16 protein-coding genes are annotated in these 19,246 nt (G+C 62.4%); 11 read left to right on the top strand and 5 right to left on the bottom strand.

Features of this window, described 5'->3' with window-relative positions; all coding sequences use genetic code 11:
- The first annotated feature begins 53 nt into the window (after positions 1 to 53).
- Positions 54 to 3,545, top strand: coding sequence for a transcription-repair coupling factor (gene mfd, locus DES43_RS17765; protein WP_035025605.1), 3,492 nt, complete (start codon positions 54 to 56; stop codon positions 3,543 to 3,545).
- 83 nt (positions 3,546 to 3,628) lie between these two features.
- On the top strand, positions 3,629 to 4,366 hold the full coding sequence (locus DES43_RS17760; protein WP_035025602.1) for a hypothetical protein: 738 nt from the start codon (positions 3,629 to 3,631) through the stop codon (positions 4,364 to 4,366).
- Between the two features lie 223 nt (positions 4,367 to 4,589).
- On the opposite strand, the gene DES43_RS17755 is transcribed toward DES43_RS17760, so the two are convergent.
- Together DES43_RS17755 and DES43_RS17750 are read right to left on the bottom strand one after the other, a co-directional pair.
- On the bottom strand, positions 4,590 to 5,270 hold the full coding sequence (locus tag DES43_RS17755; protein WP_035025598.1) for a DsbA family oxidoreductase: 681 nt from the start codon (positions 5,268 to 5,270) through the stop codon (positions 4,590 to 4,592).
- A 22-nt stretch (positions 5,271 to 5,292) separates the two neighbouring features.
- Complete coding sequence (locus DES43_RS17750; RefSeq protein ID WP_035025596.1) at positions 5,293 to 7,128, bottom strand: extracellular solute-binding protein; 1,836 nt, start codon at positions 7,126 to 7,128, stop codon at positions 5,293 to 5,295.
- A gap of 227 nt (positions 7,129 to 7,355) precedes the next feature.
- On the opposite strand from DES43_RS17750, the gene DES43_RS17745 reads away from it, so the two are divergent.
- Both DES43_RS17745 and DES43_RS17740 read left to right on the top strand, forming a co-directional pair.
- Positions 7,356 to 7,979, top strand: a complete 624-nt coding sequence (locus tag DES43_RS17745) for an invasion associated locus B family protein (RefSeq protein ID WP_035025595.1) — start codon at positions 7,356 to 7,358, stop codon at positions 7,977 to 7,979.
- A gap of 143 nt (positions 7,980 to 8,122) precedes the next feature.
- Complete coding sequence (locus tag DES43_RS17740; protein ID WP_084496453.1) at positions 8,123 to 8,542, top strand: glycerophosphodiester phosphodiesterase family protein; 420 nt, start codon at positions 8,123 to 8,125, stop codon at positions 8,540 to 8,542.
- Positions 8,543 to 8,550: 8 nt separating this feature from the next.
- On the opposite strand, the gene rpsI is transcribed toward DES43_RS17740, so the two are convergent.
- The 3 genes from rpsI to DES43_RS17725 all read right to left on the bottom strand — a co-directional run bounded on the left by rpsI (position 8,551) and on the right by DES43_RS17725 (position 10,180).
- Positions 8,551 to 9,030 carry a 30S ribosomal protein S9 gene (gene rpsI / locus DES43_RS17735; RefSeq protein ID WP_035025591.1) on the bottom strand — a complete coding sequence of 160 codons (480 nt, stop codon included), beginning with the start codon at positions 9,028 to 9,030 and terminating at the stop codon, positions 8,551 to 8,553.
- Positions 9,030 to 9,494: a 50S ribosomal protein L13 gene (gene rplM, locus DES43_RS17730; protein ID WP_035025589.1), complete on the bottom strand. Its 465-nt coding sequence runs from the start codon at positions 9,492 to 9,494 to the stop codon at positions 9,030 to 9,032. Before rplM ends, rpsI begins: the two co-directional genes overlap by 1 nt.
- A gap of 215 nt (positions 9,495 to 9,709) precedes the next feature.
- Positions 9,710 to 10,180 carry a PaaI family thioesterase gene (locus DES43_RS17725; RefSeq protein WP_035025587.1) on the bottom strand — a complete coding sequence of 157 codons (471 nt, stop codon included), beginning with the start codon at positions 10,178 to 10,180 and terminating at the stop codon, positions 9,710 to 9,712.
- A 266-nt stretch (positions 10,181 to 10,446) separates the two neighbouring features.
- On the opposite strand from DES43_RS17725, the gene DES43_RS17720 reads away from it, so the two are divergent.
- The 7 genes from DES43_RS17720 to hupB all read left to right on the top strand — a co-directional run bounded on the left by DES43_RS17720 (position 10,447) and on the right by hupB (position 18,699).
- Positions 10,447 to 11,730, top strand: coding sequence for an O-acetylhomoserine aminocarboxypropyltransferase (locus DES43_RS17720; RefSeq protein WP_035025586.1), 1,284 nt, complete (start codon positions 10,447 to 10,449; stop codon positions 11,728 to 11,730).
- A gap of 45 nt (positions 11,731 to 11,775) precedes the next feature.
- A complete protein-coding gene (locus DES43_RS17715; protein ID WP_035025585.1) occupies positions 11,776 to 12,126 on the top strand; it encodes a cupin domain-containing protein in 351 nt (116 codons plus the stop codon).
- Positions 12,127 to 12,223: 97 nt separating this feature from the next.
- A complete protein-coding gene (locus DES43_RS17710) occupies positions 12,224 to 13,150 on the top strand; it encodes a metallophosphoesterase (protein ID WP_035025582.1) in 927 nt (308 codons plus the stop codon).
- Between the two features lie 206 nt (positions 13,151 to 13,356).
- Entirely contained in the window at positions 13,357 to 13,992 is a 636-nt protein-coding gene (gene clpP, locus DES43_RS17705) for an ATP-dependent Clp endopeptidase proteolytic subunit ClpP (protein WP_035025580.1), read from the top strand.
- A 285-nt stretch (positions 13,993 to 14,277) separates the two neighbouring features.
- Positions 14,278 to 15,555, top strand: coding sequence for an ATP-dependent Clp protease ATP-binding subunit ClpX (gene clpX, locus DES43_RS17700; RefSeq protein ID WP_035025578.1), 1,278 nt, complete (start codon positions 14,278 to 14,280; stop codon positions 15,553 to 15,555).
- 262 nt (positions 15,556 to 15,817) lie between these two features.
- Complete coding sequence (gene lon / locus DES43_RS17695) at positions 15,818 to 18,229, top strand: endopeptidase La (RefSeq protein ID WP_035025576.1); 2,412 nt, start codon at positions 15,818 to 15,820, stop codon at positions 18,227 to 18,229.
- A gap of 197 nt (positions 18,230 to 18,426) precedes the next feature.
- Positions 18,427 to 18,699, top strand: a complete 273-nt coding sequence (gene hupB, locus DES43_RS17690) for a DNA-binding protein HupB (RefSeq protein ID WP_035025575.1) — start codon at positions 18,427 to 18,429, stop codon at positions 18,697 to 18,699.
- The last annotated feature ends 547 nt before the right edge of the window (positions 18,700 to 19,246 follow it).

Here is a 19,246-nt window from a genome sequence, read left to right as displayed (position 1 = left end):
CTATCTGACGTCTCGTCAGACTTTATCCGCTTGTTTCCGAAGAAACCCGTTTCATGAGCCTCATTCCGAAAATCGGCCTGCCGAAGGGCGGCACCGGCTCCTTCGTCATCGATGGCGTGGCCGATGGCTACGAAGCTTTCGCGCTTGCCGGGACAGCGCGTGAGATCGCGCCGGACGGTCCGCTGCTCTTCGTCGCCCGCGACGGCCAGCGCCTGCCGGCCATCGTCGAGGCGCTGGCCTTTGCCGATCCCGGCCTGCCGGTTCTGGAACTGCCGGCGTGGGACTGCCTGCCTTACGATCGCGTGTCGCCCGGCTCGGATGCGGCTGCGCGCCGGCTCGATGCGCTTGCGGCCATCGTCGCTCTGCGCGCGCAACCGCATCGCGCCGTGGTGCTCACCACCGCCAACGCGCTGTTGCAGCGGGTGCCGCCGGCCGATCTGATCGAGGCGCAGACCTTCAGGGCGAAACCGGGCAATCAGGTCGACATGGACCTGCTCGTCAGGCGGCTGGAAAATTCCGGATTCGAGCGCGTTCCGACCGTGCGCGAGGTGGGCGAGTTCGCCGTGCGTGGCGGCATCCTCGACCTTTACGTGCCGGGCGCGGAGGAAGCCCTGCGCCTCGATTTCTTCGGCGACACGCTGGAATCGATCCGCGCCTTCGATGTGGCCAGCCAGCGCACCACCGGCCAGCGCACCGAACTGGTCATGCAGGCGATGAGCGAGGTGGCGCTCACCGCGGACAGCATCAGCCGCTTCCGCCGCTCCTATATCGAGGCATTCGGCGCCCCTTCGCGCGACGATGCGCTCTATGCGGCGGTAAGCGAAGGTCGCCGCTTTGCGGGCATGGAGCACTGGCTGCCCTTCTTTTATGAGCGCTTGGAGACGATTTTCGATTACCTGCCGGAGGGGCCGGTGGTGTTCGACCATCTGGCCCATGAGGCGCTTTCGGAACGCCACGCGCTGATCCTCGACCACTACGAGGCACGCAGGCAGCAGGCCGATGGCGCGCTGAAGGATACGGTTCCCTATAAGCCCGTCGCGCCGCAGTTCATGTATCTCTCGCCGGACGAGGTGAATGCCGCCACCGCCGCGCGCGAGACGCTGGAATTCACGCCTTTCACCGCACCCGATGCGGGCGGCCGGAAGGTCCTGCACGCAGGTGCGCGGGCCGGGCGCAGCTTTGCCGAGGAGCGCGCCGACCCCAACGCCAATGTGTTCACCGAGGCGGTGAAGCACATTTCCGACCAGCGCGCCGCCGGCCGCCGCGTCGTCATCGCTGGCTGGACGGAAGGCTCGCTCGACCGGCTGGGGCAGATCCTGGCCGAACATCATCTCGGCAGCCTCAGGCGCGTCGCCACGCTGGCCGAAACAGAAAAGCTCGAAAAAGGGCAGGCGGCGCTGGCCGTGCTGCAACTCGAAACCGGATTCGAGACCGACGGCATGGTCGTCGTGGCCGAGCAGGACATTCTGGGCGACCGGCTGGTGCGCCGCTCGAAGAAGCGCAAGCGCGCCGCCGATTTCATCTCCGAAGCCGCCTCGCTGTCGGCCGGCGACATCGTCGTCCATGCCGATCACGGTATCGGCCGTTTCGTGGGCCTGAAGACCATTCAGGCCGCAGGCGCGCCGCATGATTGCCTCGAAATCCGCTATGCCGGCGACGACCGCCTGTTCCTGCCGGTGGAGAATATCGAGCTTCTGTCGCGCTATGGTTCGGATTCGGCCGAGGCCACGCTGGACAAGCTTGGCGGCGGGGCATGGCAGGCGCGCAAGGCAAGGCTGAAGAAACGCCTGCTCGACATGGCGGGCGATCTCATCCGCATCGCGGCCGAACGCCAGATGCGCGCCGCCCCGACCATGATCCCGGCCGAAGGCATCTACGGCGAGTTCTCTGCCCGCTTCCCTTACGAGGAAACCGACGACCAGCAGACGGCCATCGACGCGGTGATGGAAGACCTTTCCGCCGGCAGGCCGATGGATCGGCTGGTGTGCGGCGATGTCGGCTTCGGCAAGACCGAGGTGGCGCTGCGCGCCGCTTTCATCGCCGCGATGGAAGGCTTCCAGGTTGCGGTGGTTGTGCCGACTACACTGCTCTCGCGCCAGCATTTCAGGACCTTCTCGCAGCGCTTTGCCGGCCTTCCGGTCAAGGTGCGGCAGGCTTCGCGGCTGGTCGGCGCCAGGGAACTGGCCGAGACGAAGAAGGGGCTGGAGGAAGGCACCGTCGATATTGTCGTCGGCACCCATGCGCTGCTCGGCTCTTCGATAAAGTTCCGCAATCTCGGCCTGCTGATCATCGACGAGGAGCAGCATTTCGGCGTCAAGCACAAGGAGCGGCTGAAGGATCTTAAGACCGACGTGCATGTGCTGACGCTGTCGGCGACGCCGATCCCGCGCACGCTGCAACTGGCGCTGACGGGCGTGCGCGAACTGTCGCTGATCGCCACGCCGCCGGTGGACCGCATGGCGGTGCGCACCTTCATCTCGCCATTCGATCCGCTGGTTATCCGCGAGACGCTGCTGCGCGAGCGCTATCGCGGCGGCCAGAGTTTCTATGTCGTGCCGCGCATCAGCGATCTTGCCGAGATCGAGGAGTTCCTGAAGGCGGAAGTGCCGGAACTGAAGGTCGCCGTGGCTCACGGCCAGATGCCGCCCGGCCGGCTGGACGACATCATGAATGCCTTCTACGAAGGCCAGTACGATGTGCTGCTCTCCACCACCATCGTGGAATCCGGCCTCGACATCCCCACCGCCAACACCATGATCGTGCACCGCGCCGACATGTTCGGCCTCGCCCAGCTCTATCAGCTGCGCGGCCGCGTCGGCCGCTCCAAGGTGCGCGCCTATGCGCTGTTCACGCTGCCGGCCAGGAAGAAGCTGACCGACACGGCCGACCGCCGTCTCAAGGTGCTGCAATCGCTGGATTCGCTCGGCGCAGGCTTCCAGCTGGCAAGTCATGACCTCGACATTCGCGGCGCCGGCAATCTTCTGGGCGAGGAACAGTCCGGCCACATCAAGGAGGTCGGCTTCGAGCTTTACCAGCAGATGCTGGAGGAAGCGGTGGCCGAGGTGAAGGATTTGGGTTCTGCCGCCGACACCGGCTGGTCGCCGCAGATCGCCATCGGCACCGCGGTGATGATCCCCGAAAGCTACGTGCCCGACCTGCAATTGCGCCTGGCGCTCTATCGCCGTCTCGGCGACCTGGAGACGCCGGAGGAAATCGACGCCTTCGGGGCCGAACTCATCGACCGCTTCGGCCCGCTGCCGGACGAAGTGAAGCATCTGTTGAAGATCGTCTTCATCAAGGCGTTGTGCCGCAAGGCCAATGTCGAGAAGCTGGATGCGGGGCCGAAGGGTGTCGTCATCCAGTTCCGCAACAAGACCTTCGCCAACCCGGCCGGGCTGGTCAGGTTCATAGGCGAGCAGGGCATTCTGGCCAAGATCAGGCCGGACCAGAGCGTCGTCTTCATCCGAGACTGGCCGAACGCCGAAAAGCGCCTGTCCGGTTCGGCCGTGGTGATGACGCAACTGGCGAAGCTCGCCGCCGCCTGAACGGCGCTGGATCGGCAGGCGCAATTGCCCTGGTTTTTGGAACCGACGCCGATATGTGTGGCGCAATCGGGAGCGGAGGGCAGATGCTGCGTAATTTCGATTTCAGCTCCTGGCAGAGCATCCTGTTCACGGTGGTCGGGCTGGCGCTCTTCACGCTCATCAGCATGGGCATCCGGTTGATCATGATGTTCACCATCCAGCAGCGCCGGGAGCGGATGAACCGCCAGATCAACGAGCGCCTGCGCACGCTGATCGCCGCCTACAAGGTGCTCGGCGGTTCCTTCACCGGCGATCTGGCGGTCGATCCGCGCCATCTGCGCGATCTTCGTCGGCACGAAGGCTCTGCCGCCGGCATGGAAGATGATGTGGAAGATGCTGAAACTGTCAGCGTCGTAGTCCCTGACGTGGAGACGGGGTCCGACCGTCCCCGGCGCATCCGCGACGCGGTGGAGGCAGCACTTTCCGACATCATCCTGCTCGGCACCGAGCAGCAGGTTCGGCTGGCCGAACGCGCCGCGCGCGAGCTGGTCGCCGGCCACCCGGTGCATACGCATGAGCTTGTCGTCTCGTTACGCGATTTCATCCGCGAGGCGCTCGACATCGGCCCGATCCCCGCCGATCTTTCTATCCCCATGCAGGGCCCGACGCGGCCGTCCGGCGCCGGCGGGCGCGGCAAGGGCGAAGGCAGGCAGGGACAGGGCTCCGGTGGACGCGGCGGCAGCGGAATGGGCGGAGGCATGGGAATGGGAGGCGGCGGCATGGGCGGAGGGCCTGGAATGGGCGGCCTCGACGATACGCCCGGCTCCGGTCACCGCTCCTGAAAAATCACCGCCAGTGCTTCCGCGCCGGACTGCGCGCATGGGGCGATGGCGGCGCAACAAGAGATCGACAATTCCTGCCGGAGCTTGTTTCCGGCCTTATTGGGACAGCTTGCCAGTCGCCAAAGCGCATAGCGATTTTTCAGGTTCGCTCCCCGCTCTTTAAGTCCTTGTCTTGAAGCATGTCCTTGTCCCTAAATCGGTTCCCACCTTTGGGCGACATGTTTTACTGCGCGCCGTCCAGTTCACCGCGTGCCTTGGCCGCGGCCACCTGCCGGATGGCATCGGCCAGCGTATCGGTGTCCTGCGCGCCCATCACGGCGTAACGGCGCTCCAGCAGGAAGCAAGGCACGCCGGTCACGCCCATCCGCGAAGCGGTGGCGATTTCGTTGCGAACGGCATCCGTATCCGCGTCGGAGGGCAGCAGCGTTTCCACCACCGCTGAATCCATGCCGGCTTCCCGCGCTGCGGCAATCAGCACCGCATGGTCGCCGATGTTCCGGCCTTGTTCGAAATAGAGGCTGAACAGCAGGCGCACCAGTCTGCCCTGCACCTCCTCGCCATTCGCTGCGGCCCAGCGGATAAGCCGGTGGGCATCGAGCGTATTGGGCGAAACCGTGATGGCGTCGAAGTCGAAGGCGATCCCTTCGGCGGCGCCCAGCGGCTCGATGCGGGCGTGGATTTCACGGATTCGGTCCTCGCTGCCGAACTTGCCGAGCATGTAGTCGCGGCGGTTGAGACCCTGTTCCGGGATGCCGGGATCGAGCTGGAACGGCCGCCAGCTGACGTGAACCTCGACGGCTCCGGCGGCGGCGATCGCCTTTTCCAACCGCTTCAGGCCGATGAAGCACCAGGGGCATACGACGTCGGAAACGACGTCGATGGCAACGGAAACGGATGCTGTCATGGCCTGCTCCTTTCGCGGGCTGTCAGTTCGGTTTCACCCACCATGTCGGCAACTGGAAGCCGAAAAGCGGGCCTTTTTCAGGATTCCCGAGCTTGTTCCAGTAGGCGATCAGTTGCTGCGGGTTGTGCTGCATCGGCACCATGTAGTTGCCGGAGATCAGCAGCCGGTCGAGGACACGCACCGCTGCGACGAAATCGTCCTTTTCGCGGGCGTTGAGCATGGCTTCGATGGCCGCATCGACGGCAGGATCGGAAACGCCGGCAAGGTTGAACGATCCCTCGCGGTCGGCTGCCTCCGAGCCCCAGCGCCCGATCTGCTCGATACCGGGCGACAGCGAATTGTTGAAGCCGCTGGAGCCGATCAGCACCTCGAAGTCGAAGCGCTGCTTGCGTGACTGGATCTGGTCGCCGTCGAGCGCGCGGATCGTCACCGCGATGCCGAGCTTGGCCAGCGTGCGCTGGTAGAGGGCGGCCAGCCGCTCCTCCTCCTGCGAGGCGGTGAGGATTTCGAAGCCGAAAGCCTGTCCGTCCGGATCGAGCATCACCCCGTTCTCGATCCTGAACCCGGCGCTCCTGAGCAGGTCGAGCGCGGCCTTGAGCGCTGCGCGATCCTGTCCCGATCCGTCGTTCACCGGAGGACGCCAGGTGCCGTCCATCACATCGGCCGGAACGCGGCCGGGGAAGGGGGCGAGCAGCGCTTTTTCCTTTTCGCTGGCCGGATGGCCGAGCGCGGAAAGCTCCGAGCCCTGCCAGTAGCTCATGGTGCGGGTGAGCTTGCCGCCGAACATGTTCTTGTTGGCCCATTCGAAATCATAGAGCATGCCGAGCGCCCGCCGCACGGTCGGGTCTGCGAATTTGTAGAGCCGCGTATTGAACAGAAAGCCGTTCACGACAGGCGGAATGCCGAGATCGTAGGCTTTCACGATCACCCGCCCGTCCTTCGCCGCAGGGAAGTCGAATTCCCGCTCCACCTGCAACGGGCCCATGCCGGTGTAGAGCGGGCCGGCATAGGCGGTGCAGATGCCTTTCTTGAAGGCTTCGAACTGTGCGGTGGCGTTCAGGAAATATTCGATGGTGATCCTGTCGAAATTGTCGAAGCCCCGTTTGGTCGGGGTATCCTTGCCCCAGTAGTCCTGATTGCGCCGGAACACGATGCGCTGGCCGGGCACCACCTGCTCGATGAGGTAGGGGCCGGAGCCCGTCACCGGCTTCAGCGTGCCCCGGTCGAAGCTCTCCTTGTCGAAGAAATGCTTTGGCACGATGGGCGTTGCGGCGATGATCAGCGGAAATTCGCGGTCGGCATGCTCGTTGAAGGTGAAGCGCACGCTGTGGTCGCCGGTCTTCTCCAGCTTTTCCACCCGCTTCATCCGGTCGGAGTAGGGTGGACGGCCCTTCTCGGTGAACACATCATAGGTGAACAGCACGTCTTCCGGCGTCACCGGCTGGCCGTCGGACCATTTTGCATCCGGGTCCAGATGAAATTCGATCCATTTGCGGTCCTCGTCCATCTCCACGCTCTTGGCCAGCAGCCCGTAGAGGCTGAAGGCTTCGTCCATGTTGCGCTGCATCAGCGGTTCGAAGACGAGGTTGCCGAAGATCGTGTCGATCACGCCGCGCGCAGTGGTACGCAGGCTCTTGAGGATGAACGGGTTGAGATTGTCGAAGGTGCCGACCACGCAATAGGTGATCTCGCCCCCCTTCGGCGCATCGGGATTGGCATAGCCGAAATGCGTGAAATCCCCGGGCAGGGCCGGTTCGCCCTGCATGGCGATGGCATGTCGTGGTTCTGCCGAGGCGTTCCGGGGCAGGATAGACAGCAGCGAAAGGGCGGCAGTCAGCCAGAGGGCGGTTCGTCTCATTACTCGGTCTCGGTGGAGCGGCACGTTGATTCGGTGGCCAAGTTACCACGCGATGCGCAAATCCGTTGGTCACAGTCAAGAAATGCACCGCGCGGACTGGATTCGGCGACGCTGGCAGTGTAACACGCCGCGCGAGCCATCCTGTTGCCTCATTTACGCAACAGGTAGCGTTGCGGTGCGGCGTCGGGCCAGCGCCGCGGGCACAAAGTCGAGAGGAAGCGCACCTTATGTCCAGCCTGAAATCCAAAGCGTACCGTCTGTCGGTCATGGCCGCTGGCGTGGCCGGGTTCCTCGCAGCCGGACTGCCGCAGGCTTCGGCCCAGCAGATTCCGCAGGGCTGGTTCAAGGCCTGCTCGAAGCAGGAGGATGTCGACATCTGCAATGTGCAGAACATCGTCACCGCAGGCAATGGCCAGCTCGTCACCGGCGTGAGCATGATCGATCTGCGCGGCAAGGTGAACCGCAAGGTTTTCCAGGTGACCGTGCCGAGCGGCCGTCTCGTTCCTCCCGGCATCGCCCTTCAGATTGACGGCGGCAAGGCCCAGAAGCTCGACTATGTCATCTGCTTCCCCGACCGTTGCGTGGCCGAGGTTCCGATGACCGACCAGCTCGTCGCTTCGTTCAAGAAGGGCTCCCAGATCGTGCTGACCTCGATCAATTTCCAGAATCAGCCCAACCCGATCCAGATTTCGCTCGAGGGCTTCACCGGCGCCTTCGAAGGGCCGGCGATGCAGGCCTCCGATCTTGAGGAGCGCCAGAAGAAGCTTCAGGAGTTCGTTTCCAAGAACAACGAGGACTTCGCCAAGAAGCTCAAGGAAGAGCAGGAAAAGGCCAAGGCTGCGGGCAACTGATCCCGGCCACAGTCTCCTCTGCGTTTCAGAAAAAGGCCCCGCCAAGCGGGGCCTTTTTCATATCCGCATAAGCCGGCTTCGTTCACGTGCCCGTCATGGCATCGGCATAGACCACGCCCGACACGTTCGACGGAGCGGTTCTGATGCGAATGTTCTGGGCGCGCCTGACGCTTGCCGCCGCCTTCCTCTTGCCTGCTGCTGCAAAGGCAACCGCCGGTGAAATGCGCGTGGACCGGATACTGGAGCGTTTCGAGCAGGCCAACCGCTGGCGGGATCATGTCATGATCGTGGCCCACAGGGCAGGCGGTCTGCGTGAAGGCAAGACGCGCTATCCTGAAAATTCGCTTGCGGCGCTCGCCGCGTCGGCCGCCGATGGGGCGGAAATGGTCGAGGTCGATATACGCCGTTCCGCAGATGGCGTGTTCGTGGTCATGCGTGACAGCTGGCTGGATCGGACCACCACCTGCAAGCCGCACGGAGGACGGCGAGCATCAACTGAACGCCGGCCCTGCCTTGAATGCAAAAAGGCCGCCCGAAAGGCGGCCTTTTCGATGTCGGGATGAGCCGAAGCTTAGCGCTTCGAGAACTGGAACGAACGGCGTGCCTTGGCGCGGCCGTACTTCTTGCGCTCGACGACGCGGCTGTCGCGGGTGAGGAACCCACCCTTCTTCAGCACGCCGCGCAGTTCCGGCTCGTAATAGGTAAGAGCCTTGGAGATGCCGTGACGCACGGCGCCCGCCTGACCCGAAAGACCGCCGCCGGCCACGGTGGCAACGATGTCGTACTGGCCGACACGGTTGGCCGCGACAATCGGCTGGTTCAGGATCATCTGGAGGACCGGACGTGCGAAGTACTTGTCGTACTCCTTGCCGTTGATGACGATCTTGCCGGAGCCGGGCTTGACCCATACGCGGGCGATGGCGTCCTTGCGCTTGCCGGTGGCATAGGCGCGGCCCGACTTGTCGAGCTTCTGGACGTGGACCGGTGCGGCCGGCTGCGAGGTCTGGGCCACCGAGCCCAGTTCCGCGAGCGAGGAGAGCTGCTCAGCCATTACTTGACCTTCTTGTTCTTGGCGTTCAGCGCGCCGACGTCGAGCGTCTCGGGCTGCTGGGCCGTGTGGGGGTGTTCGGTGCCTGCATAGACGCGCAGGTTCTTCATCTGGCGACGGCCGAGCGGGCCGCGCGGAATCATGCGCTCGACAGCCTTCTCGATGACGCGCTCCGGGAAGCGCCCCTCGATGATCTGGCGCGCAGTGCGCTCCTTGATGCCGCCGGGGTGGCCGGTGTGCCAGTAGTACTTCTTGTCGGTGTACTTGTTGCCGGTGAACACCACCTTGTCGGCATTGATGATGATGACGTTGTCACCGTCGTCGACATGGGGGGTGAAGGTGGCTTTATGCTTGCCGCGCAGACGGTTGGCGACGAGAGAGGCGAGGCGGCCGACGACGAGACCTTCGGCGTCGATCAGTACCCACTTCTTCACCACGTCCGCAGGCTTCTGCGAAAAGGTTGTCATGGTTCTGTTTCCGGTTGGGACCCTGCCTGCCTTGCGGCCGGCACGGCGTTTCTTGTTGCTTGGATTGGAGGCCCGCGCCGCCAACAGCAAACGCCGACCTTAAAGGTCATCGTCTGCATGGCGGCTTATAGGGGAGGGTGAGGGCACCGTCAAGTTGATGAATTGGTCTGTTTCACAAAAACATGTAACAAAAACATAATGTTAATTTGAAGGTATTATTTTACCCCATGATTTTCCGTGTTGCGGACTGGCGGGATGGAATAGGTGCCTGTCGCATGGGCGATGCTGTGCCCGTCGGGGCCGGCCACGATATCGGCGTCGAATACCATGAGGCTCTTGCCGAGCTTGAGGATGCGGCAATGGGCATCGATGGGACCGGCATCGGCCTTGCGCATGAAGTTGATGTTGAGATTCGTGGTCACCGAAAGAGCATCTGCCCCGGCATGGGTCAGAACCAGCACATAGCCGCCAATATCGGCGAGCGTGAACAGCGTGGGACCGGAAACCGTTCCGCCCGGACGCAAATGCCGCTCGTCGGCGTTCAGCCGCACCTTGCAGCCGCCGGGAAAGACGTCGATCGCCTCATAGGCGCGTCCGCCTTCGTTCAGTTGCGGATAGACGGAGCCCATCAGCTCGTTGATTTCTTCCGTGGTGAGGGTCGGCTTATGCGTGATCTGGGCTGGCATGGCATGGCTCCGGTCGAATGGAGCCTATGAGAAGCACATTCGCACAATGGGTTTCAATATGGGCGGGCAGAACGGTATCTGCGCGTCTATGGGATGGCAGCCTGCGGCGCCATGAGCAAGGCTGGAATGGAATTCCGATATTCTGCGGCAAAAGGGGATTTTTGTTCCAAAGAAGTCGCGAGTGTGGTGTTTTGCGCTTTGCAACTTGCTTTGCTGATCCCAATGATAGCACAGAGTTTCCGATTTTCCCTTTCTGGAGGAATGAAATGTCGCAGAATGCCCCCGGCTTCAACACGCTCGCCGTTCATGCAGGCGCCAAGCCGGATCCGACCACCGGCGCGCGCGCGGTCCCGATCTACCAGACGACGTCCTACGTCTTCAACGATGCCGACCATGCGGCGTCGCTGTTCGGATTGCAGGCATTCGGCAACATCTACACCCGCATCATGAACCCGACGCAGGCAGCCCTTGAAGAGCGCGTGGCGGCACTTGAAGGCGGCACGGCTGCGCTCGCGGTGGCTTCGGGTCACGCCGCACAGCTTCTGGTGGCGCACACGCTGCTGAAGACAGGGGAAAACTTCATTGCCGCGCGTCGTCTTTATGGCGGCACGATCAACCAGTTCGGCCATGCCTTCAAGAATTTCGGCTGGGAAGTTCGCTGGGGCGACCCGAAGGACGTTTCCACCTTCGAGTCCCAGATAGACGAGAAGACCAAGTTCATCTTCGTCGAGAGCCTTGCCAATCCGAATGGCGAGTTCGTCGATCTTGCCGCTCTGGCCGATGTGGCGCACAGGCACGGTCTGCCGCTGGTGGTCGACAACACGCTGGCCTCGCCCTATCTGGTGCGCCCGATCGAGCATGGCGCCGACATCGTGGTGCACTCGCTGACCAAGTTCATCGGCGGTCATGGCAATTCCATCGGCGGCATCATCGTCGACGGCGGCACCTTCGACTGGTCGAAGTCCGGCAAATATCCGATGCTGTCGGAGCCGCGCCCGGAATATGGCGGCATCGTCCTGCATCAGACTTTTGGCAATTTCGCCTTCGCCATCGCCACGCGCGTGCTCGGCCTGCGCGATTTCGGCCCGGCCATCTCGCCCTTCAACGCCTTCATGATCCTCACCGGCCTTGAAACCCTGCCGCTGCGCATGCAGCGTCACTGCGACAATGCGCTGGCGGTGGCCGAATGGCTGTCGAAGCATCCCAAGGTGTCGTGGGTTTCCTATCCCGGCCTCGCCTCCGATCCGAACAATGCGCTGCAGAAGAAGTATTCTCCGCAGGGCGCTGGCGCCGTGTTCACCTTCGGCCTCAAGGGCGGCTACGACGCCGGCGTCAAGTTCGTCGAGGGGCTGGAGCTGTTCTCGCACCTCGCCAATGTCGGCGACACCAAGTCGCTGGTGATTCACCCCGCTTCCACCACGCATCGCCAGCTCTCGGACGAGCAGAAGACGCTGGCCGGCGCGGGGCCCGATACGGTTCGCCTGTCCGTCGGCATCGAGGACGCGAAGGATATCATCGCCGATCTGGAACAGGCGCTGGCCAAGGCCTGATCTTCATGGCACGCAGGGCTCCGGAGCAAACCGGAGCCCGTTGCCATGTCCGAACCCAAACTCCTCACCCTCGACATTTCCGGCATCGAGCCGGAAGCCGGCGCACCGGCGCCGGAGCGTATCGTTTCCGGCAATCCGCAATTCCGGACATGGAATGTCGAGGAACACGGTGACGACCTCTACGCCGGCGTCTGGGAATCGACATCCGGCAAATGGCGCATCGAGTACGACGAATGGGAATACTGCCGCATCCTCTCCGGCATTTCGGTGATTACGGAGGAGGGCGGCGAAGCGAGGACCGTGCGCGCCGGGGACTCTTTTGTCCTCAGGCCGGGCTTCAGGGGAAGCTGGGAAGTCCTTGAAACGACTCGCAAGGAGTATGTGATCCGCCTCTGAACAGTCCCTGTACCGTCACTGGCCTGTACCGTCACTGGCTTGTCATGACAGGCAGGTAGCTGCGGCTTGTCCTTCCAACAAGCCCAGGAGGCCATTCATGGTCACTCGTCGCAACATCATCAAGGGCGGCGCTGCCGCTGCCTTTTTCGCACCTTTTGCCGGTTTCGCCGTCACCGGCGCGGTCGCGCAGAACGGTCCACTGTTCCGTTTCGGCATCGTGGCCGACCCGCAATATGCGCCGGTCGCCCCGAGCCTGAAGATGAACCGCTACTATGCCAACAGCCTCTGGAAGCTGTCGGACGCCATAGAGGCGTTCAACAAGGAAGACCTCCAGTTCGTGGCGACGCTCGGCGACATCATCGACCGCCACTGGGAGAGTTTTTCCCATATCCTGCCGCTTTACGACAAGCTGAAGCACGAGCATTTCTTCGTGCTTGGCAACCACGACTACGACATCGCAAAGGAATATCTCGCCTCGGTCGTCCGCACGGTTGGCATGGACAAGGCCTATTACGATTTCACTGGCGGCGGCTATCGCTTCCTCGTGCTCGATGGCAACGATGTCAGCACCTTTGCGCCGCCGGAGGGCGATCCGCGCCGTGAAATCGCAGCCGCCCGGCTGGACGAGCTGAAGGCCAAGGCTGCGGAAAACGCACAGAGCTGGAACGGTTCCCTGAGCGACGAGCAATTCGAATGGGCCGAGGAAACCATGAAGAAGGCGCAGGCTGCCGGCGAGAAGGTGATCGTTCTCAATCACTATCCGGTCTATCCGGCCAACGAGCACAACCAGTGGGACTCCGAGCGCATTGTGGAAATGCTGACCGGCTACGACAATTTCGTCGCTTACTTCAACGGCCATAACCACGCCGGCAATTATGGCGAGACCGGCGGCAAGCATTTCCTCAACTTCAAGGGCATGGTCGATACGCCCGACACCACCGCCTATTCGATTGTCGAGGTCTATGGCGACCGCATTGAAGTTCGCGGCGTCGGCCGCGAGGAAAACCGCACGCTCAAGATCTGACACCGTATCCTTGTCGACGACATGCGCCGGCCTGCATAAGCGGGCCGGCGTTTCATTCCGGCATACGGCAACCTTAACGGTAGGCGCTGCAGTCTTACCCTTGCGCAAGGGTGAGCGGCCATCCTATTTACGGGATGAAAAGTCAGAATGATTCAATCCCGGCCTTGCCTCCGTTCCGTGCCGGTCCATCTCGACAAGGACAATTCATGAAAGACCCGATCGAAACCTACATGAACCTCGTTCCGATGGTGGTCGAGCAGACCAACCGCGGCGAGCGGGCCTATGATATCTTTTCGCGCCTTCTGAAGGAGCGCATCATTTTCATTACCGGTCCGGTGGAAGACGGCATGGCGACGCTGGTCTGCGCGCAGCTCCTGTTCCTCGAGGCCGAGAACCCGAAGAAGGAAATCTCGCTCTACATCAACTCGCCGGGCGGCGTGGTCACGAGCGGCATGGCCATCTACGACACCATGCAGTTCATCAGGCCGGCCGTTTCCACGCTCTGCATCGGGCAGGCCGCCTCGATGGGCTCGCTGCTGCTTTGCGCGGGCGAGAAGGGCATGCGCTTCGCCACCCCCAACGCGCGCATCATGGTTCACCAGCCTTCGGGCGGGTTCCAGGGGCAAGCCTCGGACATCGAGCGCCATGCCCAGGACATCATCAAGCTCAAGCGCCGTCTCAACGAGGTCTACGTCAAGCACACCGGCAAGGACTACGAGACCATTGAAAAGACGCTCGACCGCGACCATTTCATGACGGCGGACGAGGCGCTGGCATTCGGGCTGATCGACAAGGTGCATTCCACGCGTGAGGCGGCCGAGGCGGATACCGCTTCGGCCTGACGGACGGCGGTGGCTGAAATGACGCGCTTTTGAGACTGTTTGCGGCATTTCGGCCACAATTTGCTGTTCCCACAGCCCACGCGATTGCCTACGTTAAGGCAATGTTGATTTTCGACGGCTTAGCTTCACCAGGGCTGCGGGAATCATTGCCACGTTTTCTGATTGGTGTTTCGTACGGAATGCGTTGCGGGTGCCAAGGGATGCCGAAAGCGGCGGAACCCCCGGCGCACGGGAATGCGTCCTGCCGGCCAGGCCACCGGCGGACGGTCATGAAAGGACTGGAAGATGAGCAAGGTCAGCAACGGCGGCGGCGGAGATTCCAAGAACACGCTCTATTGCTCGTTCTGCGGCAAGAGCCAGCACGAAGTGCGCAAGCTGATCGCCGGTCCCACCGTCTTCATATGCGACGAGTGCGTCGAACTTTGCATGGACATCATCCGCGAGGAGAACAAGACCTCGATGGTGAAGTCGCGCGAGGGCGTGCCCACACCGCAGGAAATCATCAATGTGCTCGATGATTACGTGATCGGCCAGCCCTATGCCAAGCGCGTGCTGTCGGTTGCGGTTCACAATCACTACAAGCGCCTTGCCCATGCCGGCAAAAGCAACGACGTCGAGCTTTCGAAGTCCAACATCCTGCTGATCGGCCCGACCGGCTGCGGCAAGACGCTGCTTGCGCAGACGCTCGCCCGCATCATCGACGTGCCTTTCACCATGGCGGACGCCACCACGCTGACCGAGGCGGGCTATGTCGGCGAGGATGTCGAGAACATCATCCTGAAGCTGTTGCAGTCTGCCGACTACAATGTCGAGCGGGCCCAGCGCGGCATCGTCTATATCGACGAGATCGACAAGATCAGCCGCAAGTCTGACAATCCCTCGATCACCCGCGACGTGTCGGGCGAGGGCGTGCAGCAGGCGCTCCTGAAGATCATGGAGGGCACCGTCGCCTCCGTGCCGCCGCAGGGCGGGCGCAAGCATCCGCAGCAGGAATTCCTTCAGGTGGACACGGCCAACATCCTGTTCATCTGCGGAGGCGCCTTCGCGGGACTCGACAAGATCATCTCCGATCGCGGCCGCAAGACCTCCATCGGTTTCGGTGCCTCCGTGGCTTCTCCCGAGGAGCGCCGCACCGGTGAACTGTTCCGCATGGTTGAGCCGGAAGACCTGCTCAAGTTCGGCCTGATCCCCGAATTCGTCGGCCGCCTGCCGGTTCTGGCGACGCTCGAGGATCTCGACGAGGCTGCGCTGGTGCAGATCCTGACCGAGCCGAAGAACGCGCTGGTGAAGCAGTACCAGCGCCTGTTCGAGATGGAGAATGTGGAACTTACCTTCCATGAGAACGCGCTTTCGGCCATTGCCCGCCGCGCCATCGAGCGCAAGACGGGCGCGCGCGGCCTGCGTTCCATCATGGAAGCGATCCTGCTGGACTCCATGTTCGAACTGCCGGCGCTGGAAGGCGTTCGCGAGGTCGTGATCTCCGAAGAGGTCGTGTTGGGCAATGCACGCCCGCTCTACATCTACTCCGATACCAAGGAAAAGAAGGGTAACGTCAGCGCCTGATGGCGTTTGGCAGTCGGCAATCGGCAGTCGGAGCCGGCGGCACACAGCAGTGCGCGGCAGCTTCTTTTCCGACTGCCAATTGCCGATTGCCGACTGCCGCCCTTGATCTTTGCTTTGCCGGCATCCACCTAACGGGTGAGTTCGGGGCTGAAGTCCGCGCTGCGTAAGCCTCCGTCGCAAACGGTGGTAGGCGGAACGATCCCCGGTCGTTAATATAGGATTCGCGTTCGGCTCAAGGCGTGCGCGAAGGAAAGGTTTGACAATGGCCAAAACAGCCCGGTCCGCAGGCAATGGTGTGTTCGCAGTCCTCCCGCTGCGTGACATCGTGGTCTTCCCGCATATGATCGTGCCCCTCTTTGTCGGCCGTGAAAAGTCGATCAAGGCGCTGGAAGAGGTGATGGGTCAGGAAAAGCAGATCCTGCTCGCCACCCAGATGAACGCCGCTGACGACGACCCCGAAGCCGGCGCCATCTACGAGGTGGGAACGCTCGCCAATGTGCTGCAGCTCCTGAAGCTGCCGGACGGCACCGTCAAGGTGCTGGTCGAGGGCACCGCGCGCGCGCGCATCGACAGCTTCACCGATCGCACGGACTTTCACGAGGCCCACGCTTCCGCGCTCACGGAGCCGGAAGAAGACGAGGTCGAGATCGAGGCGCTCGCCCGTTCCGTGGTCTCCGACTTCGAAAACTATGTGAAGCTGAACAAGAAGATTTCGCCGGAGGTGGTTGGCGCGGCCAGCCAGATCGACGACTATTCCAAGCTCGCCGATACGGTTGCTTCGCATCTCGCCATCAAGATTCCCGAGAAGCAGGAAATGCTCTCCACCCTTTCGGTGAAGGAGCGTCTCGAGCGCGCCATGGGCTTCATGGAGGCGGAGATTTCCGTTCTTCAGGTGGAGAAGCGCATCCGCTCTCGCGTCAAGCGCCAGATGGAGAAGACGCAGCGCGAATACTACCTCAACGAGCAGATGAAGGCGATCCAGAAGGAGCTCGGCGAGGGCGAGGACGGCCGCGACGAGGCCGCCGAACTGGAAGCGCGCATCAAGAAGACCCGGCTTTCGAAGGAAGCCCGCGAGAAGGCGGAAGCGGAGCTGAAGAAGCTGCGCACCATGTCGCCCATGTCGGCCGAAGCCACAGTCGTGCGCAATTATCTCGACTGGCTGCTGTCGATCCCGTGGGGTCGTAACTCCAAGGTGAAGCAGGACCTGAACTATGCGCAGACCGTTCTCGATGCCGATCATTTCGGCCTCGACAAGGTCAAGGAGCGCATCGTCGAGTATCTGGCCGTGCAGAGCCGCCAGAAGAAGCTGAAGGGCCCGATCCTGTGCCTCGTCGGCCCGCCCGGCGTCGGCAAGACCTCGCTCGGCAAGTCCATCGCCAAGGCGACGGGACGCGAATTCGTGCGCATGGCGCTTGGCGGCGTGCGTGACGAGGCCGAGATCCGCGGTCACCGGCGTACCTATATCGGCTCGATGCCCGGCAAGGTCATCCAGTCGATGAAGAAGGCGAAGAAGTCCAACCCGCTCTTCCTGCTCGACGAGATCGACAAGATGGGACAGGACTTCCGCGGCGATCCGTCCTCGGCGCTGCTGGAGGTTCTGGACCCGGAGCAGAACGCGTCCTTCATGGACCATTACCTCGAGGTCGAATACGACCTGTCGAGCGTGATGTTCGTGACGACGGCGAACACGCTGAACATTCCTGCGCCTCTTATGGACCGCATGGAGATCATCCGTATCGCCGGCTACACGGAGGACGAGAAGGTCGAGATCGCCAGGCGGCACCTGCTGCCCAAGGTGGTCCGCGACCACGCGCTCCAGCCGAAGGAGTTCTCGGTTGCCGATGGTGCCATCCGCGCCATTATCCAGACCTACACCCGCGAGGCAGGTGTACGCTCTCTGGAACGCGAGCTGATGAAGCTCGGCCGCAAGGCGGTGACGGAGATCCTGAAGACCAAGAAGAAGTCGGTGAAGATTACCGAAGCCAATCTTGCCGACTATCTGGGTGTTCAGCGCTATCGCTTCGGCATGGCCGAGACGGACGATCAGGTCGGTGTCGTCACCGGTCTGGCGTGGACGGAGGTTGGCGGCGAGTTGCTGACGATCGAAGGCGTGATGATGCCCGGCAAGGGGCGCATGACGGTCACCGGCAACCTGAAGGACGTCATGAAGGAATCGATTTCCGCTGCGGCATCCTATGTCCGCTCGCGGGCCATCGATTTCGGCGTGGAGCCCCCGCTGTTCGACAAGCGCGACATTCACGTTCACGTTCCCGAAGGCGCGACGCCCAAGGACGGTCCTTCGGCCGGTGTGGCCATGGTCACGGCCATCGTCTCGGTGCTCACCGGCATTCCGGTGCGGGCCGATGTGGCGATGACCGGCGAGATCACGCTGCGCGGCAGGGTGCTGCCGATCGGCGGGCTGAAAGAGAAGCTGCTGGCGGCGCTTCGCGGCGGTATCAAGAAGGTCCTGATACCGGAAGAGAACGCCAAGGATCTGGCCGAGATACCGGACAACGTGAAGAACGGTCTGGAGATCGTTCCGGTGAGCCGCGCCGGCGAGGTCTTGCAGCATGCGCTGGTGCGCATGCCGGAGCCGATCGAGTGGGTGGAACCTGCCGGCACGCCGGCAGCTGTGGATACCGCGGACGACGCTGCAAAGTCGCTGGCGCATTAGCGTTCGCTCACATTGCAGTGCATCAATTGAAAAGGGCCGGGCATATGCCCGGCCTTTTTGCTCGAAAAGCCCGGAAAACGGGGGATTTTGAGGGGTTCAACCCGGATTTTCGCTTGGTTGCAGCCGTGCTTCTTTCTAAAGTTCGGCTCCTGCCGGATGAGTCTTTCGTCCCGGTTTTCTCATGGAAGGGAAATTTTATGAACAAGAACGAACTGGTGTCCGCTGTCGCCGAAGCTGCGAAACTCTCCAAGGGTGACGCGCAGTCGGCGGTCGATGCGGTGTTCTCCGTCATCACCGGCGAACTGAAGAATGGTGGGGACGTCCGGCTTGTCGGTTTCGGTAATTTCTCGGTGTCGAAGCGTGCCGAGTCGACCGGCCGTAACCCGCAGACCGGCGCCGAGGTGAAGATTCCGGCCCGTACCGTGCCGAAGTTCACCGCCGGCAAGGGTCTCAAGGACGCCGTCAACTAAGGCGCTTCCACTGCATCGGGGCAGCACCTGCCTCGTTCAACGATCTAAAAACCCCGCCTCCATCAGGCGGGGTTTTTCTTTGTTTCTGGTCGTGACCGGATCTGGTTGCCGATGCGGTTCATCGCCGCTCTTGGATTATCTTCCGGGACGAGGGGAAGGAGGCCGAGGAAGGAGCCTTACGCCGATGACGGCGCGCATCGTTGCGGCTGCTGTCATCTGTCTGCGGCCAGCATTTATAGCGGAGCCTCCGCAGTCCCCGCCAGGCGCTGCGCAACGGCGGCTACAACGGGCAGACGACATCATTCGTCAGGGAATAGTCAGACCGATGCCGCTTGAGGGTGCAGGTGAAAGCAGATGCTCCGGCAGGAAGACGACAGGGCTGAGAATCAAATGCGCGAACCTACGGTCCGCGTCACGGCCATGTTCACATTTTTTCGCTAACTCGTTGAAAAAATGGCGCGAGTGACGGGGCTCGAACCCGCGACCTCCGGCGTGACAGGCCGAAGAGATACGCTGCATTTCCGAACAGTTCAGAGTTTTTCAAGCC

It is taken from the genome of Aquamicrobium defluvii (assembly GCF_004363725.1).
In the GTDB taxonomy this organism is placed as follows: Bacteria; Pseudomonadota; Alphaproteobacteria; order Rhizobiales; family Rhizobiaceae; genus Mesorhizobium; species Mesorhizobium defluvii.
The sequence above is the reverse complement of the archived record's forward strand: the minus strand, read 5'-3'. Positions and strand labels throughout refer to the sequence as shown.